The sequence below is a fragment of the Micromonospora sp. NPDC005806 genome, assembly GCF_042871425.1.
Taxonomy (GTDB): Bacteria; Actinomycetota; Actinomycetes; order Mycobacteriales; family Micromonosporaceae; genus Micromonospora.
The window spans coordinates 125,478-145,116 of the sequence record NZ_JBIAIL010000003.1 but is presented as its reverse complement, the minus strand read 5'-3'; the positions used below and the strand labels follow the sequence as shown (position 1 = coordinate 145,116).

General features: G+C 70.6%; 17 protein-coding genes. 8 read left to right on the top strand and 9 right to left on the bottom strand.

What is annotated here, in order from left to right:
- The first annotated feature begins 4 nt into the window (after positions 1-4).
- Entirely contained in the window at positions 5-2,158 is a 2,154-nt protein-coding gene (locus ACFYOS_RS05440) for an MMPL family transporter (protein ID WP_387136181.1), read from the top strand.
- A gap of 99 nt (positions 2,159-2,257) precedes the next feature.
- Here ACFYOS_RS05440 and ACFYOS_RS05435 read toward each other — a convergent pair whose 3' ends face one another.
- Both ACFYOS_RS05435 and ACFYOS_RS05430 read right to left on the bottom strand, forming a co-directional pair.
- Positions 2,258-2,932, bottom strand: coding sequence for a peptidoglycan-binding protein (locus ACFYOS_RS05435; protein ID WP_387136180.1), 675 nt, complete (start codon positions 2,930-2,932; stop codon positions 2,258-2,260).
- Positions 2,932-3,837, bottom strand: a complete 906-nt coding sequence (locus ACFYOS_RS05430; RefSeq protein ID WP_387136179.1) for a hypothetical protein — start codon at positions 3,835-3,837, stop codon at positions 2,932-2,934. Before ACFYOS_RS05430 ends, ACFYOS_RS05435 begins: the two co-directional genes overlap by 1 nt.
- A gap of 327 nt (positions 3,838-4,164) precedes the next feature.
- Between ACFYOS_RS05430 and ACFYOS_RS05425 the strand changes: the two genes are divergently transcribed.
- A complete protein-coding gene (locus ACFYOS_RS05425; RefSeq protein WP_387136178.1) occupies positions 4,165-5,634 on the top strand; it encodes a PLP-dependent aminotransferase family protein in 1,470 nt (489 codons plus the stop codon).
- Positions 5,635-5,749: 115 nt separating this feature from the next.
- Positions 5,750-6,457 (top strand): hypothetical protein, encoded by a 708-nt coding sequence (locus ACFYOS_RS05420; protein ID WP_387136177.1) that lies wholly within the window; start codon positions 5,750-5,752, stop codon positions 6,455-6,457.
- Positions 6,458-6,619: 162 nt separating this feature from the next.
- On the opposite strand, the gene ACFYOS_RS05415 is transcribed toward ACFYOS_RS05420, so the two are convergent.
- From ACFYOS_RS05415 to ACFYOS_RS05385, 7 genes are all read right to left on the bottom strand, one after another.
- A complete protein-coding gene (locus ACFYOS_RS05415) occupies positions 6,620-8,035 on the bottom strand; it encodes an FAD-binding oxidoreductase (RefSeq protein WP_387136176.1) in 1,416 nt (471 codons plus the stop codon).
- Between the two features lie 143 nt (positions 8,036-8,178).
- On the bottom strand, positions 8,179-9,105 hold the full coding sequence (locus ACFYOS_RS05410; protein WP_387136175.1) for an AEC family transporter: 927 nt from the start codon (positions 9,103-9,105) through the stop codon (positions 8,179-8,181).
- A 69-nt stretch (positions 9,106-9,174) separates the two neighbouring features.
- Entirely contained in the window at positions 9,175-10,689 is a 1,515-nt protein-coding gene (locus tag ACFYOS_RS05405; RefSeq protein ID WP_387136174.1) for an aldehyde dehydrogenase (NADP(+)), read from the bottom strand.
- Between the two features lie 31 nt (positions 10,690-10,720).
- A complete protein-coding gene (locus ACFYOS_RS05400) occupies positions 10,721-11,872 on the bottom strand; it encodes a mandelate racemase/muconate lactonizing enzyme family protein (RefSeq protein ID WP_387136173.1) in 1,152 nt (383 codons plus the stop codon).
- A 26-nt stretch (positions 11,873-11,898) separates the two neighbouring features.
- On the bottom strand, positions 11,899-13,230 hold the full coding sequence (locus ACFYOS_RS05395) for an enolase C-terminal domain-like protein (RefSeq protein ID WP_387136172.1): 1,332 nt from the start codon (positions 13,228-13,230) through the stop codon (positions 11,899-11,901).
- 29 nt (positions 13,231-13,259) lie between these two features.
- Positions 13,260-14,174, bottom strand: a complete 915-nt coding sequence (gene kdgD, locus ACFYOS_RS05390; RefSeq protein ID WP_387136171.1) for a 5-dehydro-4-deoxyglucarate dehydratase — start codon at positions 14,172-14,174, stop codon at positions 13,260-13,262.
- Between the two features lie 134 nt (positions 14,175-14,308).
- Positions 14,309-15,202, bottom strand: a complete 894-nt coding sequence (locus tag ACFYOS_RS05385) for a LysR substrate-binding domain-containing protein (protein WP_387136170.1) — start codon at positions 15,200-15,202, stop codon at positions 14,309-14,311.
- A gap of 163 nt (positions 15,203-15,365) precedes the next feature.
- On the opposite strand from ACFYOS_RS05385, the gene ACFYOS_RS05380 reads away from it, so the two are divergent.
- The 5 genes from ACFYOS_RS05380 (at position 15,366) to ACFYOS_RS05360 (ending at position 19,411) form a co-directional block, all read left to right on the top strand.
- Positions 15,366-16,376 (top strand): Bug family tripartite tricarboxylate transporter substrate binding protein, encoded by a 1,011-nt coding sequence (locus ACFYOS_RS05380; protein WP_387136169.1) that lies wholly within the window; start codon positions 15,366-15,368, stop codon positions 16,374-16,376.
- Positions 16,373-16,969, top strand: a complete 597-nt coding sequence (locus ACFYOS_RS05375) for a tripartite tricarboxylate transporter TctB family protein (protein WP_387136168.1) — start codon at positions 16,373-16,375, stop codon at positions 16,967-16,969. Before ACFYOS_RS05380 ends, ACFYOS_RS05375 begins: the two co-directional genes overlap by 4 nt.
- Before the next feature lie 8 nt (positions 16,970-16,977).
- Complete coding sequence (locus ACFYOS_RS05370; RefSeq protein ID WP_387136167.1) at positions 16,978-18,507, top strand: tripartite tricarboxylate transporter permease; 1,530 nt, start codon at positions 16,978-16,980, stop codon at positions 18,505-18,507.
- A complete protein-coding gene (locus tag ACFYOS_RS05365) occupies positions 18,504-18,893 on the top strand; it encodes a universal stress protein (protein ID WP_387136166.1) in 390 nt (129 codons plus the stop codon). The genes ACFYOS_RS05370 and ACFYOS_RS05365 overlap by 4 nt, the downstream gene beginning before the upstream one ends.
- A 71-nt stretch (positions 18,894-18,964) precedes the next feature.
- Positions 18,965-19,411 (top strand): DUF1801 domain-containing protein, encoded by a 447-nt coding sequence (locus ACFYOS_RS05360; RefSeq protein WP_387136165.1) that lies wholly within the window; start codon positions 18,965-18,967, stop codon positions 19,409-19,411.
- Positions 19,412-19,639: the final 228 nt, after the last annotated feature.

The window sequence follows — 19,639 nt, the reverse complement described above, 5'->3', positions numbered from 1 at the left end:
AACCATGTTCGAGCGGCTGGGCAGATTCGTCGTCGGCAGGGCGTGGTGGGTGATCGGCGGCTGGGTGCTCGCGGCGGTCGCCATCGTGCTCACCACACCGTCGCTGGGCGACATCACCTCCGCCGATCAGGAGAGCTTCCTGCCCCACTCCTACGAGTCCGTGCAAGCCACCGAACTCGGGAAGAAGGCGTTCCCGCAGCAGGCCACCGCCACGGCGACCATCGTGGTCAAGCGGGCCGACGGGCAGTCGCTCACATCGGCGGACGAGGCGAGGGTGGGCCAGCTCGCCCAGGCGCTCAAGGCCAGGAACATCTCGCACACCTCCGGCTACCTGACCGGTCCGCCGGCCGTGGCGCCGGACAAGTCGGTGCAGGTGGTCAACGTCGGGCTCACCGCGGTCGCCCCGGATGACCCGGCGCTGCTCGACGCCGTACGCGATCTGCGGGCGGCCATCGGTCCGGAGCTGGCGGGCAGCGGGCTGACCGCGGGCGTGGCCGGCGACGTGGCGAGCTTCGTCGACAACGAGGACACCTTCAACAAGGCCTTCGCGGTGGTCGGCTTCGCCACCATCATCCTGATCATCGGGCTGATCCTGCTCATCTTCCGCAGCCCCATCGCCGCGCTGCTGCCCGTGGTGGTCATCGGCGTGGTCATGGCCGTCACGAGCGGGCTCGTCGCCGCGGCGGGTAAGGCGTTCGATCTCAATGTGAGTCAGGATCTGCAGACGGTGCTGCTGATCGTGCTGTTCGGCATCGGCACCGACTACATCCTGTTCCTGCTCTTCCGCTACCGCGAGCGGCTGCGCGCCGGTGACGACAAGCGCACCGCGATGATGGTCTCGGTCGAGCGGGTCGGCGAGGTCATCACCTCGGCCGCGGGAGCGGTCATCGTCGCGTTCCTCGTGCTGCTCCTCGCTTCCCTGGGCTTCTTCGGCTCGCTCGGCCCGGCGCTCGCGATCGCCGTCGGCGTCATGCTGGTCACCTCCCTCACGCTCATCCCGGCGGTCGTCTCGTTGCTCGGCCGGTACGTCTTCTGGCCGTCCAAGGCGTGGCAGCGCGCCCCCAAGGGCACCATGTCGCACCGTCTCGGCACCGCCATCGGGCGCCGGCCGGCGCTCGTCGCGGCGGCCTCCGGCGCCCTGCTGGTCGCGCTCGCCGCCGGGGTGCTCGGCTACAAGGCCGACTACGACTTCAGCGCCGGCTTCCCGCAGGACACCGAGTCGGCGAAGGCCGCCAAGGACCTGCAGCGCGGGTTCGCCGCCGGTGCCCTCGCCCCCACCGAGGTCTACCTGACCACCGCCAACGGGTCGCCGCTGACCGAGCAACAGGTCAGCGACTTCGCGGCCGCCGCGTCGGGCGCCCCGGGGGTGGGCCGGGCGCAGCCCCCGGAACGCAGCAGCGACCCGAGCGTCGCCCGGGTCAACCTGCTGCTCAACGAAAACCCGGTCTCGAACGAGGCGATCACGCTCGTCCGCGACGACCTGCGCGACGCCCTGCACGCCGCGGCCCCGCCCGGCACCCGGGCGCTGGTCGGCGGACCGACCGCGATCTTCGCGGACATCAACTCGGCGAACAACCGCGACCTGTCGGTGATCCTGCCGGTCGCGGCCGGGCTGATCGCGCTCATCCTCGCGCTGCTGCTGCGCAGCCTGGTCGCCCCGATCTACCTCGTGATAGCCGTGCTGCTCAACTTCGCCGCCACGCTGGGCGCCACGGTCTATCTCTTCCAAGGGCTACAGGACAAGCCCGGAATCACCTTTCAGCTGCCGATCATCCTCTACCTCTTCGTGGTGGCGATCGGGACCGACTACAACATCCTGATGATCGCCCGACTACGCGAGGAAGCCCGGGAGGGCAACGAGCCGCACCAGGCCGCCGCCATCGGCGTGGAACACGCCGGCCCGACGGTCGCGGCGGCCGGGCTGATCCTGGCCGGGACGTTCGGGGTGCTGATGCTCGCGCCGATCTCGTTCCTGCAGCAGATGGGCTTCGCGGTGGCGATCGGCATCGTGCTGTCGGCCTTCGTCATGTCGATGTTCTTCGTCCCCGCCCTGACCGCCCTGATCGGGCACAAGGCGTGGTGGCCCGGCCACGGCGACGAGCGGCCGGCCAGCGGACCGCACGCCCCACCGGAACCGGCGGCCGTGACGACGGCGTAGTGGGCGGCGCGGTCACCGCATACCTCGCCACGGACGGCGGCGGTCGTTCGTCGCTTGGGGACGGTGGTCAGCGGCGCGCAGGAAAACCGCCAATCTTGTTCACGCCTTGACACCCATCTCCCGGAAGGTGGCGGCATCACAGACGCCGGTGGCCTTGATGCCGCGCATGTGCTGGTACCAACGAACGCCGGCTTCCGTCTGTGGACCGTAGAATCCATCGGCCACTCCGCACTGCTTGGCGCCGATGAACCGCTGCACGAACAGGACATCGTAGCCGTGCATCGGCGGCCGGGTAAGTCGCAGCGACCGCGAGCCGGGCTTGCCCGGCTGCACCGGCAGCGGTGCGCCCGCAGGGGCGCGCGGGGCAGGTTTCGCGGGCTTCACGGCAGAGGTCGCGGCTACCCCCCAGACGCTGCGGTTGTTCTCATGTGTGCTGCCATGGCGTCCGGAGATGTGTACATGGCCGGTGTGCGGATCCGTCCCGGTGTATCTGCGTGGCTGAAAGTCGCGGACGCGGCTCCAGATCGTGCGATTGAAGATCACGTATTCGGTACTCGGGTGGCGGATGGCCCGTCGGACCAGCGCGTTCGGCTCGATTCCATTCACGTCGACGTCGATGGCGTGCACGACTCCTCGCACGTCGGGGTTGTGGTCGGACTTCCGACGCTGATGGCGGACGTCGCCGATCCATCCGTCGCGGCGCTTCTGGTGATTCGGCCACCGTCGGTAGATCTCCTGGCGCAGCGTGGCGAGGTTCGCGGCGAGCACGGCCATCACGCACCCCCTTGCTTCTCGTCGCCAAGGTCATACTCGACACGGTCGCCCGCAAGCTCCTCGGCGTCCTCGTCCTCCTCCTGGTGGGTGACGTCGTCGTCGCCGACCACGCCGTCCTCAGCCAGATCCTCAGCGACTACTACCTGTCCGGGAGCTGCCTGCTGCGCCTCGTCCATCGGGGCACCAGCCGGCACGAGAGGCTCGGCCCCGGCAGTCTCGGTCTGGGCGGTCCCGGCCTTGCCGGTTTCGATGCCAACCTCGGCGCCGCCGGTCTTGGCACTGTCCGGTCCGTTCGGTAGGGGGCCGTCACTGCGCACCGGCGGCGGTGGGCGAGTCGCCTGCTCCGTGGACGTTTGCGCAGTGCGTGCCCCGAAATAGAACCCGGCGATCGTGGCGAGGATGCTGAGCAGAGCCGTCACGAGGGTCTTACGCAGGTCGCTGGAGTCGGCCGCCGTCGACACCAATGTGGAGATCATCGCCACGCCGACGAACGTCGAAATAATGAGACCCAGCAGGGTCTGGGTCAGACCAAGAGTGCCCCGGGCGGGCGCGTTCATGGCGGAAACGATCTGGCGGATCTCCTCGACGGTCAGGGTGCCGGCCCCGTCGATCATTGTTCTCAGCAATTTACCCTGGTGATCTTTTCGCCATTTGTTGGCCTGCCATGTGTCGTACATCAGTGGAATGATCCAGAGGAGAGCGACGGCGCCGGTCACCAGCCCGATGAACCAGAGCGCCTGGGTCCCCCCGACGTCCACCAGCGGAACCTCGGGCATCGCAGGTGACGGAGTCGGCGCCGGCGCGATCTCCGAGCTGGCGCCCGCCGATGGCGTGGGAGTGATCGGCGCGGCGGACGCGGCATTGGGCAGGGCCAGGGCGCCGACAATCCCCACGATCGGTCCCAACACAACAGTCGAAACGCTTCCCCGTCGCCACAAGGTTGCTCGTCCCATGGCGCACCTCCGCCCTCCCAGGCATGGGGCACGGCGTCTTCACACCGGATGTTTGATGACGCCTCCGCAATCAGTATCGAAAGCCTGGCGGCCGGGACTGGCCAAAATGTCGTAGCTCCGACAGTGGCCAATCAGAACAAGCGTCCCGCTCGCGGCGATCATAATTGTCGGCGTCCTGCTGACCAGTCGTGCCGACACGATCTTGCCCGAGCATTCCGGATCTACGAACCTGTCGGGCGGGGCATCCACAACTGCCGTTGCACGACTAGCATGCCCAACATGGCGCTGCGTCGGCCCTTCGGGCTCGCCGTCGATCCCGCAGAGGAGCTGCCGCTCTACCTCCAACTGGCACGCGGTATCGCAGATGCGATCCGGGCGGGCCGCTTGCGGGCGGGCGACGCATTGCCAGGCAGCAGGACGATGGCCAGCTCGCTCGGGGTCAACCGCAACACCGTGCTTTCGGCCTATCAGGAGCTGGCCGCTGAGGGCTGGGTGGTCGGACGCAGGGCATCCGGTACGTTCGTCGCCGACGACCTGCCCAGCCTGCCTCGTCCGCGCCTAGCAAAGGCAGCGACCACGGCAACGGTCGGCTTTGCGACGGCACCGCCGATCGAGCACGATACGTTCCCCAGCCACCCGTCCGACGTGTACGTGCTGACCAGGGGCACGCCGGATCCCCGGCTGCTCCCGACGATCGAGCTCGCCCGCGCATATCGCCGGGTGTTGCAAAAAGACGGCCGCCGGCTCCTGGTCTATGGCGACCACCGCGGGCATCCCGGGTTGCGGCTAGAACTGGCGGAAATGCTCGCCAGCGCTCGAGGGTTGACGGTGACGGCAGACGACCTCCTGGTCACCCGCGGCAGCCAGAGCGCACTGGACCTGATTGCCCGAGCCCTGGTCACGCCCGGCGATGTCGTGGCGGTAGAGGCTCTTGGCCACCCGGTGGTCCGCGCTGCCTTTCGGCTAGCCGGCGCGCAGCTGAAGGCCATCCCGGTCGACAGGCATGGCGCGAGCGTAGATGTTCTCGAGCACCTGGCGGGGAATCACCAGATACGGGCATTCGTGGTCACGCCCCACCATCAGTTCCCGACGACGGCGGTGATGCCTGCCGCCCGCCGGATGCAACTGCTGCACGTCGCGGCCCGGCACCGGATAGCGATCATCGAGGACGACTATGACCACGAGTTCCACTACGAAGGACGGCCCGTCCTGCCGCTGGCCAGCGCCGACGACGCGGGCGTGGTCATCTACGTGGGTACCCTGTCGAAGGTTCTCGCACCGGGCCTGCGGCTGGGCTACGTGGCAGCGCCGCGACCGTTTGTTGACCGGATTGCCAGCATTCGCGCGGTGACCGACATACAAGGCGATCTCGTCATGGAGGCCGCGGTCGCCGAACTGTTCGCCACCGGCGAACTGACCCGCCATGTCGGCAGGATGAGGCGGATCTATCGGAGTCGGCGAGATGCTCTGGTCGCGGCCTTGCGCTGGGAGCTTGGCGACACCGTGCAGGTTGAGGCGCCGGCCGGTGGAACGGCTGTCTGGGCCCGAATCGGCAGCGAAGGCCAACCGATCGACATAGCCGGCTGGGCGCGACGCGGGGAACAGCACCAGGTCATATTCCGAGGCGGACGTGCGTACGCGTTCGATGATGTCCAGGTCAACCACCTGCGGCTGGGATTCACCCTGCACACCGAGGAGGAACTTGCCATGGCCGTACGCCGGATGGCGGCCGCGCTGCCGGCCCGGTGATCGACTACTGGCCTGGTCTACGTAGCCCGAACTGGATCTGGTGGGCGGGCCAGGTCTGTCGGAAGGTGTGCGCACAGCCATCTAGGAGGCACCTGTGCGCAGACAAGTTCGGCTAGTGCTCGCCACGGTTTCCGTACTCGCCCTCACGATGATCGGCGTGGCGCCGGCCCAGGCCACCGAGACCGTCTCCCCCGGTCAGGGCCATTCGTTGGTTTTCAACCACCAGGCTCACCCCTACGGACAGAGCATGGCGACGTGGACCGAGCAATGGTGGCAGTGGACCATGGGCGTACCGTTCGCTCACAATCCAAGCCTTGATCAGACGGGCGCCGACTGTGCCGTCGCCCAGCCGGGAGGTCCCGTCTGGTATCTGGGCAGCACCTTCAACGCGGCGAGCGCAACGCGCTCGTGCTCGGTGCCGGAGGACGCGGCCATTCTGGTCAACCTGTCCGGCACTCTGAACGACTATCCATGTCCGTTCCCCGGGTTCGAACCGGCACCGGGGCAGACCCTCGAGGACTTCCTGGCCGCCGGAGCCAGGCGCGCCGCTGACGGCATCGACGGACTGACACTGACGATTGACGGTGTCCAGGTAACGGGGCTCTTCGAATACCGCACAGCGACCCAACTGTTCACCTTCGCCGGCGATCCAACCATGCACGCGATCGATCCTTGTATCACCGGAACCGCACAGCCGGCCGTCGCCGACGGCTACCTTGTCATCGTGAAGCCCCTGCCCAGGGGCCTGCACAGCCTTGTCACGACAGCACACGACATCGCGGGCAACGCACTGACGCTCAGCTACACGATCACCGTCACTTGACGGGCCTCTGGTTGGGGCGGCCTGGTCGGTCCGCCCCACCACACTGGCTGCCTGGACCGGTGAACAGGTTGGGCACGAACCGGTCCACGGTCAGGTCGCGGCGCCCGGCATGGCCGGTGGCGATGGCGTCCCTCCCTCCCCCACCACCCGACGGAGCGCAACCTAGCCCGGCAGGAGCTTCCCGGGGTTCATCAACCCCTGCGGGTCGATCAGCTGCTTGAGCCCCCGCATCAGCTCCAGCTCGTGGCTGTCCTTGTAGTCCGCGATGATCCCGCGCTTCGACTGCCCCAGCCCGTGCTCCGCGCTGATGCTGCCGTCGAACGCGCTGGTCGAGTCGTAGATGACGCGCGCGAGGTCACCTGCTCGGGCCCGGAACTCGTCGTCGTCGCTGCCGTCGGGTTTGCTGAGGTTGTAATGCAGGTTGCCGTCGCCGACGTGGCCGTACGCCACGATCCGGATGCCCGGAACAACCTGCCCGAGTGCCCGGTCGGTGCGTTCCAGGAATGCCGGAATGCGACTGACCGGGACGCTGACGTCGTGCTTGAGGCTGGGGCCCTCGTGGTTCTGCGCCTCGGAGATTCCTTCGCGCAGCGCCCAGAGGGCGGCGGCCTGCGCCGGGCTGGAGGCGACGACAGCGTCCACCACCACGCCCCGCTCGAACGCCTCCCCCAGCGACGACTCGAGTACGCCGTCGAGGCCGGCGGCGGGCAGCGTGTCGCCCAGCTCGACGAGGGCGTACCAGGGATGACGGTCACCGAACGGGTCGCGGGCGCCGGTCGAGTGTCGCAGCACGAATTCGACGCTCTGCCGCGACATGATCTCGAAGCCGGTCAGCCGGTCGCCGGCCAGTTCCCGGAGGACTCCGATCAGGTCGACCGCCGCCTGCGGGCCGGGCAGGGCCACCCACGCCGCCGCTCGGCTCTGGACGCCGGGAAACAGCTTCAGGACGGCAGCGGTGATCACGCCGAGGGTGCCCTCCGCGCCGATGAACAGCTGCTTCAGGTCGTAGCCCGTGTTGTCCTTCCGCAGTCCCCGCAGCCCGTGCCAGATCCGCCCGTTCGGGAGCACGACCTCCAGCCCGAGGGTCAGGTCGCGCATCGTGCCGTAGCGGAGCACGCCTGTCCCGCCGGCGTTGGTCGCGAGGTTGCCGCCGATCGTGCAGCTTCCCTCCGCGCCCAGGGACAGCGGGAAGAGCCAGCCGGCAGCCGCCGCGGCCGCTTGCACCGATTGCAGGACCGCCCCGGCCTCCACCGTGATCGTCTGGTTGCCGAGGTCGAGGTCGCGGATGCGTCGCATCCGCGTCAGCGAGAGCACCACCTGGCGTCCGGAGTGGTCCGGGACAGCGCCGCCGCACAAGCCGGTGTTGCCGCCCTGTGGCACCATCGCGACGCCCGCCTCGGCGCAGAGCGCGACGACCGCGGCCACCTCCTCGGTGCCACCCGGCCGCACGACAGCCGCGGGTGTCCCCGAATACGCGTTGCGCCAGTCGCTGGCGTACCCGGCCATCTCGCCCGGGTCGTCGATCACCCCGGCGGGCCCGACCACCTGCCGCAACCGGCCCATGAGGTCCGCGGTCACGACGCCCCTCCCGTTCCGCGGCCCGTCGTGTTCACCTCGTTCGGTGTACTGCCCCGACATGATCACGTCGTCACGCTAGAAGCCCGTGACGATGCCTGTCCAAGTCCAGCCCGGCATGGCGGGATACCGCCGCGGCATGGCAGTCAGCCGAGGACCACGGCGATCCCGGCGAGCAGGGGAACGGACAGCACCGTGGTGAGCAGCACGGTGTCCCGCGCCAGCAACGTGCCGCGGTCGTAGGACGAGGCATAGACGAAGACGTTCTGCGCCGTCGGCAGGGCCGAGGTGACCGTGACTGCCAGCAACGCCACCCCCGACAGGCCGGCGACCCACCGGCCGAGCGCGTAGGCCAGCGCCGGCTGGGCGATGGTCTTGACCGCCACGGCCAGCCAGACCTGGGCGGCTCCGTCGCCGGACGCGGGGCGGGGTGCGCCGTGCAGGCTCATCCCGTACGCGAGCAGCGCTGCGGGAACCGCGAGCGCGGCGGTGAGTTCGACCGGCGCCCGCACGAGCGACGGCAGGTCGACGCCGGTGGCCGCCACCAGCACACCCAGGCCGCAGCCGACCACGACCGGTGTGCGCAGCGGCTGGGTGAGCGGCCGCCAGCGGGGTGCGGCGTCGCCCGCCGGGTGCGAGCCGGCCAGCACGGCCAGCCCGACCGGCGCCAGGACCAGCAGCTGGAACAGCAGCACCGGGGCCACGAACGACGCGTCGCCGAGGACGTAGACGGAGATGGGTATGCCCAGGTTGCCGGCGTTGACGTAGGACGAGGCGAGCCCACCGACGGCCAGCCGGGCCGGCGACAGCCGCCACCGCCACCGGCCCAGGCACACGTACAGCAGGGCGCTGAGCACGGCGCTGCCGGCGGTCGCCACGAGGGCGGCCGACAGCAGCGCGGTCGGATCGGCGTCCGCGAGCGTGAGCAGCAGCAGGGCGGGCGTCGCCACGAAGTACGACAACCGTGACAGCACCCCACCGGCTTCGGCCCCCAGCGCGCCGGTCCGGCCGATGACCCAGCCCACGGCGATCACCGCGATCAGGGCGGCGAACCCGCCGATGATCGCGCTCACCCGGCCGCGCCGCTCACCTGACCGGGTCGGGCACGCCGGCCGCCGGCGGGAACAGAACTGCCCCCTTGGTCATCGGGGCAGCTCCAGGACTCCGTCGACCCGCCGCGGGACGGCGTGGTAATCGTCGGTGAGTTCCAGCGGGAGCAGGTCGGCGGGCGCACCCTGCCAGGTGATCGGGCGCAGGAACCGCCGGATCGCGGTGCTGCCGACGGACGTGTGCTGGGAATTGGTCGACGGCCACGGCCCACCGTGGTGCTGCGCCCAGGAGACGGCCACGCCCGTCGGGTAGGCGTCGTAGATCAGCCGGCCGGCCCGTGGGCGCAGCTGCTCGGAGACCGCCAGCGGCAGTTCGGTCTCGCCCCGGCCGCGCAGCACGGTCGCGGTCAGCGACGAGGGCATCGCCGCCAGCGCGGCGAACAGTTCGGCCGCACCGTCGTAGCGGGCCACGACCGACACCGGCCCGAAGCACTCCTCGGTGACCTGCCGAGGCAGCTGGCCCGTCGACGTCGCCAGGAGCAGCGGCGCGGCCCGGAAGCCGTCTCCCGCCGGCTCGGCGCCCCGGGCCAGCACCTGGACGCCGGGCGCCTCGACGAGGCCGCCGGCGATGTGGTCGTACGCGGTGGCGATGCCCTCGTTGAGCAGCACCGGGGCGTCCGCGCCCCGAACCGCCTCGGCCATGGCGGCGACCACCGCGTCGCCGTCGGAGCCGACCGGCACGAACACCAGGCCGGGCTTGGTGCAGAACTGGCCGGCGCCGAGGGTGAACGAGCCGACGAGCTCGGCGCCGATCGCCGGCCCGCGCTCGGCGGCGGCCCGCGGCGTCACGACGACCGGGTTGAGGCTGCTGAGCTCCCCGAAGAACGGCACGGGGTCGGGGCGCTGCTCGATGATCCGCATCAGCGCGCGCCCGCCGGTCACCGAGCCGGTGAAGCCGACGGCCCGGATCGCCGGGTGGGCGACGAGGTCCGCGCCGGCCTGGACACCGTGGACCAGGCCCAGGGTGCCGTCCGGGGCACCGGCCTTGTGCGCGGCCGACACGAGGATGTCGAACACCAGCTGCGACGTCGCGGGGTGGGACCCGTGTGCCTTGACGACCACCGGGCAGCCGGCCGCGAGCGCCGAGGCGGTGTCGCCGCCGGGTACGGAGAAGGCCAGCGGGAAGTTGCTCGCGCCGAACACCGCGACCGGGCCGATCGGGACGAGCATCCGGCGCAGGTCGGGACGGGGACCCATCGGGGTCTCGCCCGGGTGGTCGATCGCCGCCTCGAGATAGCTGCCCTCCTCCAGCACCTCGGCGAACAGCCGCAGCTGGTAGCAGGTGCGGGTGAGTTCCCCGTTCAGCCGGACCGGCCCGAGCGCCGTCTCCCGGTCGGCGACGGCGACGATGTCGGCCCGCCGGTCCTCCACGGCGTCCGCGAGGCCACGCAGCAGCGCGGCCCGCCCGGCGCGGCCGAGCGCCTCCAGGCCGGGGGCCGCGGCGAGGGCGGCGGCGCAGCGGCGGTCCACCTCGGCGGTGGTGGTCTCCTGCGCCACCTCCTCGACCGGCCGGCCGGTACGGGGGTCGGTGCTGACGACTGTGGCCATGAGGGGTTCCTCCAATGGTGCGGTGGCTGGTTCAGCGCGAGGCGCCCAGGTGGGCCTGGTCCACGGTCCAGGCGCGGGCCTGCTCGCTCAGCGTGATGCCCAGCCCGGGACGGTCCGAGAGGTACATCCGCCCGCCGCGCGTTTCCAGGCGCTCGTTGAACAGCGGGTACAGCCAGTCGAAGTGCTCGACCCACGGCTCGTGCGGGTAGGCGGCCGCCAGGTGCACGTGGATCTCCATCGCGAAGTGGGGAGCCAGCTGCAGGTTGCTGTGGTCGGCCAGCGTGGCGAGCTTGAGGAACTGGGTGATGCCGCCGATGCGGGGGGCGTCGGGCTGGAGGATGTCCACCGCGCCGGCACGGATCAGCTCGTAGTGCTCCGCGACGCTGGTCAGCATCTCCCCGGTGGCCACCGCGGTGTCCAGCGACCGGGCGAGCTGGGCGTGGCCCTCGGCGTCGTACGCGTCCAGCGGCTCCTCGATCCACACCAGGCCGAACTCCTCCAGCGCCCGGCCGACGCGCATCGCGGTGGGCCGGTCCCACTGCTGGTTGGCGTCCACCATGAACGGCACCGCGTCGCCGATGTGTTCGCGGACCGCGCGGACCCGGCGCAGGTCCTCCGCCCAGTCCGGCTGACCGACCTTGATCTTGATGCCGCCGACACCCGATTCGAGGGTGCGGGTGGCGTTGTCCAGCACCTGGTCGATGGACTCGTGCAGGAAGCCGCCGGAGGTGTTGTAGCAGCGCACCGAGTCGCGGTATGCACCCAGCAGCTTGGCCAGGGGCAGCTCGGCGCGCTTGGCCTTGAGGTCCCACAGCGCCACGTCGATCGCGGCGAGCGCCTGGGTCGACGCGCCGCTGCGCCCGACGGAGGCGCCGGACCAGACGAGCTTGGTCCACAGCCGGCCGATGTCGCTGGGGTCCTCGCCGATCAGGTCGGGGGCGACCTCCCGGGCGTGCGCGAACTGCGCCGGCCCGCCGGCCCGCTTCGAGTAGCTGAAGCCGATGCCCTCGAAGCCGGCCTCGGTGCGGATCTCGGCGAAGAGGAACGCCACCTCGGTCATCGGCCGTTGCCGGCCGGTGAGCACCTTCGCGTCGCTGATCCCGGTGGGCAGCGGCAGGGTGATTGACGAGAGGGTCACCGACTCGATCCGGTCGAGGACGGCGGGGGCGCTGGCGCTGGTCATTTCTCTCCTTGGTGCCGGGGTGGCGGTCAGCGGACCAGGCAGGGGCGCTTGGGGTCGAACGCCCAGCCGGGGACGAGGTACTGCATCGCCACGGCGTCGTCGCGGGCGCCGAGGCCGTGCTCCCGGTACAGCTCGTGCGCCGCCGCCAGGGCATCGCGGTCGAGCTCGACGCCCAGTCCGGGCGCGGTGGGGACGGCGATGCGCCCGTCCCGGATCCGCACCGGCGTGCGGGTGAGGGCCTGCCCGTCCTGCCAGATCCAGTGCGTGTCCAGGGCGGTGATCTGCCCGGGGGCGGCCGCGCCCACGTGGGTGAACATCGCCAGCGAGATGTCGAAGTGATTGTTCGAGTGCGAACCCCAGGTGAGGCCGAAGTCGTGGCACAGCTGGGCGACCCGCACCGAGCCACGCATGGTCCAGAAGTGCGGGTCGGCGAGCGGGATGTCGACGGCGTCCGAGCGGACCGCGTGGGCCAGTTGGCGCCAGTCGGTCGCGATCATGTTGGTGGCCGTCGGTAGTCCGGTGGCCCGCCGGAACTCCGCCATCATCTCGCGGCCCGAGTAGCCGCCCTCGGCGCCGACCGGGTCCTCGGCGTAGCCGAGCACCCCGTGCAGGTCGCGGCAGAGCTCGACGGCCTCGGCGAGCAGCCAGCCCCCGTTGGGGTCGAGCGTGATACGGGCGTCGGGGAACCGCTCGGCGAGTGCACGGACGGCGGCGACCTCCTGCTCGCCGGCCAGCACGCCGCCCTTGAGCTTGAAGTCGGTGAACCCGTAGCGGGCCTGCGCCGCCTCGGCCAGCGCGACGATCGCCTCGGGGGTCAGCGCCGGTTCCCGGCGCAGCCGCTCCCAGTCGTCGACCGGGCCGGCCTCCGAGCGGTAGGGCAGGTCGGTGCGGTCACGGTCGCCGATGTAGAAGAGGTAGCCGAGCATCGGGACGCTGTCGCGCTGCTTCCCGTCGCCGAGGAGTTCGGCCACCGGCACGCCGAGGTGCTGACCCAGCAGGTCCAGCAGCGCCGACTCCAGCGCGGTCACCGCGTGGACCGTCGTCCGCAGGTCGAAGGTCTGCAGGCCGCGCCCAGCCGCGTCGCGGTCGGCGAAGGTGTCGGCCACCGTACGCAGCAGCCGGCCGAACTCGGCGACCGGCTGCCCGGTGAGCAGCTCGCCGGCGTCGCAGATGGTGCGCCGGATCGCCTCGCCGCCGGGCACCTCACCGACGCCCACCCGACCCTCGTTGTCGGTGACGATGGCGATGTTGCGGGTGAAGAAGGGGCCGTGCGCGCCGCTGAGGTTGAGCAGCATGCTGTCGTGCCCGGCGACGGGCACGGCCTCGACACGGGCCACGGTCGGGGTGCGGCCGGTCATCGCCGTCCTCTCGGTCTCGGTGGGCTCGGTCAGGAGATCTTCTCGATCAGGGCGGTCAGCTCGGCGAGCTCGGTCGCGCTGAGGTCGGACAGCGGGGGCCGGACCGGGCCGCCGTCCCGCCCGACCGCGGTCAGGCCGGCCTTGATGATGGAGACCGCGTACCCCCTGGCCCGGTCCCGGATGTCCAGGTACGGGATCACGAAGTCGGTGATCATCTGGTAGACCGACGCCCGGTCCTGGGCGCGGACGGCCGCGTAGAACCGGAGCGCGAACTCGGGCAGGAAGTTGTACAGCGCCGAGGAGTAGGTGCTCACCCCGAGCTGCAGCAGCGGCAAGGCGAACGTCTCGGCGGTGGGCAGCCCGCCGATGTAGATCAGCCGATCGCCGACCCGGGCGTAGGTACGGGTCAGCTGCTCGATGTCGCCGACGCCGTCCTTGAGACCGATCAGGTTGGGGTTACGGTCGGCGAGTTCGGCCACGGTGACGTCGTTGAGCACGGCGTTGGCCCGGCTGTAGACGATGACGCCGAGGTCGACGGCGCGGCAGACGGCGCTGATGTGCTCGATGAGGCCCTTCTGACCGGCCTCGGTGAGGTAGGGCGGGAACAGCAGGACGCCGGAGGCGCCGGCGGCCTGCGCGGCCTGCGCCTGAGCGATGGAGACGGCGGTGCCGCCGGTGGCCGGCGCGAGCACCGGCACCTTGCCGGCGACCTCGTCGACGGCGACGCGAACCACGCGGTCCATCTCCGCCGAGGTCAGCGAGAAGCCCTCACCGGTGCCGCCGGCGGCGAAGAGGCCGGCGACGTCGAAGCTGGCCTGCCAGCTCAGGTGCTCCCGGTACCGGGCCTCGTCGAACTGCAGTTCGGCGTCGAAGTGGGTGACGGGGAAGGAGAGCAGGCCAGACTTCAGCCGGTCAGCGAGAACGTCCGGGGGCAGCAGCGTCACGGAGATCGTGTCCTTGGGTCCGAGGCCCGCACGTGGTTGGTCCAGGCGTGCGGGCGGGTGGTCGGTGCCACCGTAGGAACCACGAACGATGCATGTCCAAGAGCAGTTCCGCATCGAGCGATGCTCGGCCGGTATCATTCGCCGCTGTCCGGCCGCTCCAGCGCCGCGAGGGTGCGCCACAGCGCGGGATTCTTCGAGTTCCTCGCCCAGAGCAGATGCAGCTCGACCGGCTGCGGCACGGGCGTCTCCAGCCGGACGAACCCGACGCCCTCGATCGGCAGTCGGGCGGCCGACTCGGGAACGAACGCGACGCCCCGGCCGGCCGCCACCAACCAGAGCATGGTCAGCACCTGACTCACCGTGTGCACGGTGTTCTCGGCGGCGATCGGGACCACGCCCGCGACCAGGTCGTAGAAGTACTTGGCCTTGACCGGCGAGTGCATGATGACCGGCTCGGTCGCCAGGTCCGCGGCCACCGCGGGTCGGCCCAGCGCCAGTAGCCGGTGGCCCACCGGGGCGGCGACGAGCAGCGCCTCCCGATGCAGCAGCCGGGAGCCGAACGCCTGCTCGTCGAAGGGCGGGCGGGCCAGGCCCAGGTCGACCTCCTCGGTCAGCAGGCCGGCCACCTGCTCGCGGGTCACCAGCTCGGCCAGTTCGACGTCGACCTCGGGCAGCGCCCGGGCAAGTTCGTTCAGCAACGTGCCGAGCACTCCGTACGCGGAGGCAGCGGTGAAGCCGATCCGCACCACGCCGGCGGCGCCGGACGACACCCGGCGAGCCAGCTCCGGCGCGGAGTCGGCGAGCGTGAGCAGCCGGCGAGCCTCGCCGAGGAACACCTCGCCGGCGGCGGTGAGGGTGACCCGCCGGTTGTCGCGCTCCAGCAGTTGTGCGCCGATCGCGCGTTCCAGCTTCTGGATCTGTCGGCTCAAGGGGGGCTGGGTCATCTGCAGCCGCGCGGCGGCGCGGCCGAAGTGCAGCTCGTCGGCGACCGCCACGAAGCCACGAAGCTGCTCGAGGGTGAACGTCATGCCGGGAAGGTATCAATCAATGCTGGATTGGATTTGGACAGGCATGAGGGGAGCTTCCTACGCTGCGTCGTCAGGGTCAGTGACCCGACTCACAGCACTCTCGGCCGGAATTCAGCTTCCCCGTCCTCGGCCACAACATTGCCTTTTCCTTGAGGAGAAAGACATGACCCTCCACCACCGCATGCGCCGCTGGGCGACGGCGGGCGCCGGCATCGCTCTGGCGCTCTCGCTCGCCGCCTGCGGCGGCAACGTCGGCGGCGGATCCTCCGCCGACGGCAAGTTCCCCGGTAAGGCCCCGATCACCATCCTCGTCGGCCAGGACCCGGGCGGCAGCACGGACCTCATCGCCCGGGCACTCGCCGACAAGGTCTCCGACGACCTCGGTGTCCCGGTGACCGTCGAGAACAAGCCCGGCGCCAACGGCGCCCTGGCCGCGAAGGAACTGGCCGCCAAGAAGGCCGACGGGCACACCCTGATGGTCTACAACGGCAGCCTGGCGTACATCACGCCGCTGGCCGTCGCCGCCGGCCAGGCGCCCGACATGGCCGACTACGAGATCGTGACCGGCATCAGCCAGGACGACTACGTGCTGGTCACGGCGCCCAAGTCCGGCTTCAAGACCGTCGACGACCTGGCCAAGGCCGGGCGGCAGATCACCTTCGGCACCACGGGTGTCGGCACGGGCAGCCAGCTGTCGCAGGAGCTGCTGTTCCGCCAGGCGAACATCCCGGCCAAGGCCGTTCCGTTCGGCGGCGGCTCGCCCACCCTCACCGCGGTACTCGGCGGGCAGGTGGACGTCGGCTCGATCCAGCTGGGCGAGGCCATCGAGCAGATCCAGGCCGGCAAGCTCACCCCGATCGTGACGTTCGCCGAGAAGCGGCCGACGTACCTGCCCGACACCCCGACCGCGGTCGAGGCCGGCCACGACGTGCCGGTGCAGCAGTCGCGGGCGATCTTCGCCCCGAAGGGTACGCCGAAGGAGGTCCTCGACGCCCTCCACGCCTCGTTCCAGAAGGCCTTCCAGGCCGAGGCGTACAAGAAGTTCAACGCGGACAACCAGCTCACCCCCAACGAGGTCGACGGCGAGGAACTGCGCAAGCAGTGGACCGCGAACCTGGACAAGTACCGCGGCGTCGTGCAGAAGTACAACATCCAGCTCGGCGGCGCGAAGTGAGCTCCGTCCACGACGGGACACGAAACACGGGCAGCCCCGGCGGCGACACGGCCGCCGGGGCCACCCCCCTGGGCAATGCTCCCGCCGACGAGGCGCTCAGCCTCGACGAGGCGATCCACCAGGTCGAAGCGGCCGAGCACGAGGGGCGCCCGCCTGCTGCCGGGGCGCTGAGCAATGTGCTGACCGCCGTCGCGGTCGTCGCGCTCGGCGTCGCCGCGCTGGTCGGCTCCAGCGGGCTCGGGCTCGGCACCATCCGCAGCCCCGAGTCCGGCACCTGGCCGCTGCTGATCAGCGGCGCACTCGTCGTGCTGGGCCTCGGCCTGCTCGCCACGGCCCGGCGGACCACGGACGCCGAGCGGTTCTCCCCCGCCAGCTGGCTGGTTCTCGGTGGCCTGGCCACCATGGTCGTCTTCGTCGCGGTCATCCAGGTCATCGGCTTCGAGATCCCGGCCGCCCTGCTCGCCTTCGTCTGGCTGCGGTTCCTCGGCCGGGAGGGCTGGCGCACGTCGATCGTCACGAGCGTGGCTGTGGTGGTCGCCTTCTATCTCCTGTTCGTGGCGGCCCTCTCGGTCCCCATCCCGCACCTGTTCTAGGAGGGTCCGTGGATTTCGCCCCGGTGCTCGACGGCTTCGGTGTCGTACTGGAACCGACCAACCTGCTCTACTGCCTGATCGGCGTCGTCATCGGCATGCTGATCGGCGTCCTGCCCGGGCTCGGTCCCGCGGCGACCATCGCGATCCTGCTGCCGGTCACCTTCGGCATCGAGCCGGTGACCGCGGTGATCATGCTCGCCGGCATCTTCTACGGCGCCCAGTACGGCGGCACCATCACCTCAGTCCTGCTCCGGCTCCCCGGCGAGGCGTCCTCGGTCGTGACCGTCTTCGACGGCCATGCGCTGGCTCGCCAGGGCCGGGCCGGCACCGCCCTCGGCATCGCCGCCGTCGGGTCGTTCATCGGCGGCACCGTCTCGATCATCGCGCTGACGCTCGTCGCCCCGGTGGTGGCCGGCTTCGCCCTCGACTTCGGCCCGCCCGAGTACACGGCACTCGCCCTGCTCGGCATTCTCCTGGTCGCCACCGTCAGCAGCGGCGGGCGCCTCAAGGCGGTGACCGCGGCGTGTCTGGGCCTGCTGCTCGCCACGGTCGGCCGGGACGCCTTCACCGGCGCCGAGCGGTTCACCTTCGACAACCTGTCGCTGGCCGACGGCCTCGACTTCGTGCCCATCGCCATGGGACTCTTCGGCCTCGGCGAGATCCTCTACAACCTGGAGGAACGCCACCGCGCGGTGCAGGCGCCGATGGCCGTGGCGAACGTGTGGCCATCGCGGGCGGACCTGCGCGAGTCGGCCGGGGCCATCGGCCGCGGATCCGTACTGGGCTTCGTGCTGGGCATCCTGCCCGGCGGCGGTGCCACGCTCTCCTCACTGGCCGCGTACGCGCTGGAGAAGCGCCGCGCCAAGCACCCCGAGCGGTTCGGCAAGGGCGCGGTGGAAGGGGTGGCCGCGCCGGAGACGGCAAACAACGCGGCCGCCACGTCGTCATTCATCCCGCTGCTGACCCTCGGCATCCCGGCCAACGCGACCATGGCGGTCATCTTCGGCGCGCTGCTCATCCAGGGCGTGAGCCCCGGCCCGCAGCTGGTCAGCCAGGAGCCGGAGCTGTTCTGGGGTGTGGTCAACTCGATGTACATCGGCAACATCCTGTTGCTGATCATGAGTATCCCGCTGGTCGGTCTGTTCGTGAAGATCCTGCGGGTCCGGGCCACGATCCTCGCGCCCATCACGGTGCTGATCACGTTGGTCGGCGTCTACACCGTGAACAACGATGTCTTCGACATCGTGCTGGTGATCGTCTTCGGCGCCCTCGGCTACCTGATGAAGAAACTCGGCTTCGACCCCGGCCCGCTGGTGCTGGCCTTCGTCCTCGGCTCGCTGTTGGAGGACTCGCTGCGCCGCTCGCTGCTGATCTTCAACGGCGACGCCACCGGCTTCCTCACCCGGCCGATCTCCGGGACCCTGTTCGTGGTGTTCCTGCTCGTGGCCCTGCTTCCGCCGATCCGGGCCGCCCTCACCCGCCGGCGGGCCACGTCCCACCCCGCCACCGCATCTCATGACACCAAGGAGCTCGTGTGACCGTTCTCGTCGCCTACCTCCCCACGGCCGAGGGAGACGCGGCGTTCACCGCCGCCGTCGAGGAGGCCGGACGCCGCAACGAACGGCTGGTGGTCCTCAACACCCCACGTGAGGGCGCACCCGTCAGCACCGTCGTCGCCAGCGAGGCCGCGGTCGAGACCCTGGTCCAGCGCGCGACGACGGCCGGTGTGGAGGTCGAGATCCGCCAGGACGCGCACACCGGGGACGTCGCCGAGGAGGTGGTCCGGGTCGCCGACGAGGTGGACGCCTCGGTGATCGTCATCGGTCTGCGCCGCCGCTCACCGGTCGGCAAACTGTTCCTGGGCAGCGCCGCGCAGCGCATTCTGCTCGACGCCGACCGGCCCGTCCTCGCCGTCAAGCCGTGACGTCGGAGCCGGGCAGGCGGAGAGCCGCCTGCCCGGCTCCGGTCGTCGTACGCCCGTGGGAGCATGGCCCCATGGCGACATCGAAGCAGCCGGTGACCGTCCCGACCGGCGCCAGCGTCGACGACTTCCTGGCCGCGGTCCCCGACGAACGCCGGCGGGCCGATGCGCAGCGCCTCTGCACGATCCTGCGCGACGTGACCGGCGAGCCCGCGGTGATGTGGGGCCCGAGCATCGTCGGCTTCGGCAGCTACCGCTACACCTATCAGACCGGACGCACGGGCGACTGGCCGCTGGTGGGCTTCTCGCCGCGCAAGCAGCAGCTCGTCGTCTACCTGGCGGGCGGGTTCGAGGAACGACACGCGTCGGTGCTCACCCGGCTCGGTCCACACAAGACCGGTAAGGGATGCCTCTATCTGAAGCGGCTCGACGACGTCGACGAATCCGCCCTCCGCGAACTCATCGACCGCACGGTGCGGGTGCACAAGGGCGTCGACCGGGCCAGCCAACGCGGACAATGACGGGCGGAACCTACTCCGGACGCACTAGCGACTCAGGGCAATAGCCGGTCAGCTTGGCGCGCACTGCGACGGCACCAGCGTACCCGAGCGGGAGAGTTCTCGGGGCCGTCGAGGGCACGACGCGGGCTGCGGGCTGGCGTCATTGCGGCGCCGTCTGAGATCCGGCTCAGGGGCCTGCTGCCAGCGGTACCGCTGGACTGGATGGTTAGTGCCGCCTGGAACGATCAG

What these genes read in the sequence shown, in the direction of transcription:
- ACFYOS_RS05440 (WP_387136181.1), top strand. Translation starts at nt 5, where the DNA reads ATGTTCGAGCGGCTGGGCAGATTCGTCGTCGGCAGGGCGTGGTGGGTG.
- ACFYOS_RS05435 (WP_387136180.1), bottom strand. Translation starts at nt 2,932, where the DNA reads ATGGCCGTGCTCGCCGCGAACCTCGCCACGCTGCGCCAGGAGATCTAC.
- ACFYOS_RS05425 (WP_387136178.1), top strand. Translation starts at nt 4,165, where the DNA reads ATGGCGCTGCGTCGGCCCTTCGGGCTCGCCGTCGATCCCGCAGAGGAG.
- ACFYOS_RS05405 (WP_387136174.1), bottom strand. Translation starts at nt 10,689, where the DNA reads ATGGCCACAGTCGTCAGCACCGACCCCCGTACCGGCCGGCCGGTCGAG.
- ACFYOS_RS05400 (WP_387136173.1), bottom strand. Translation starts at nt 11,872, where the DNA reads ATGACCAGCGCCAGCGCCCCCGCCGTCCTCGACCGGATCGAGTCGGTG.
- ACFYOS_RS05395 (WP_387136172.1), bottom strand. Translation starts at nt 13,230, where the DNA reads ATGACCGGCCGCACCCCGACCGTGGCCCGTGTCGAGGCCGTGCCCGTC.
- ACFYOS_RS05385 (WP_387136170.1), bottom strand. Translation starts at nt 15,202, where the DNA reads ATGACGTTCACCCTCGAGCAGCTTCGTGGCTTCGTGGCGGTCGCCGAC.
- ACFYOS_RS05380 (WP_387136169.1), top strand. Translation starts at nt 15,366, where the DNA reads ATGACCCTCCACCACCGCATGCGCCGCTGGGCGACGGCGGGCGCCGGC.
- ACFYOS_RS05360 (WP_387136165.1), top strand. Translation starts at nt 18,965, where the DNA reads ATGGCGACATCGAAGCAGCCGGTGACCGTCCCGACCGGCGCCAGCGTC.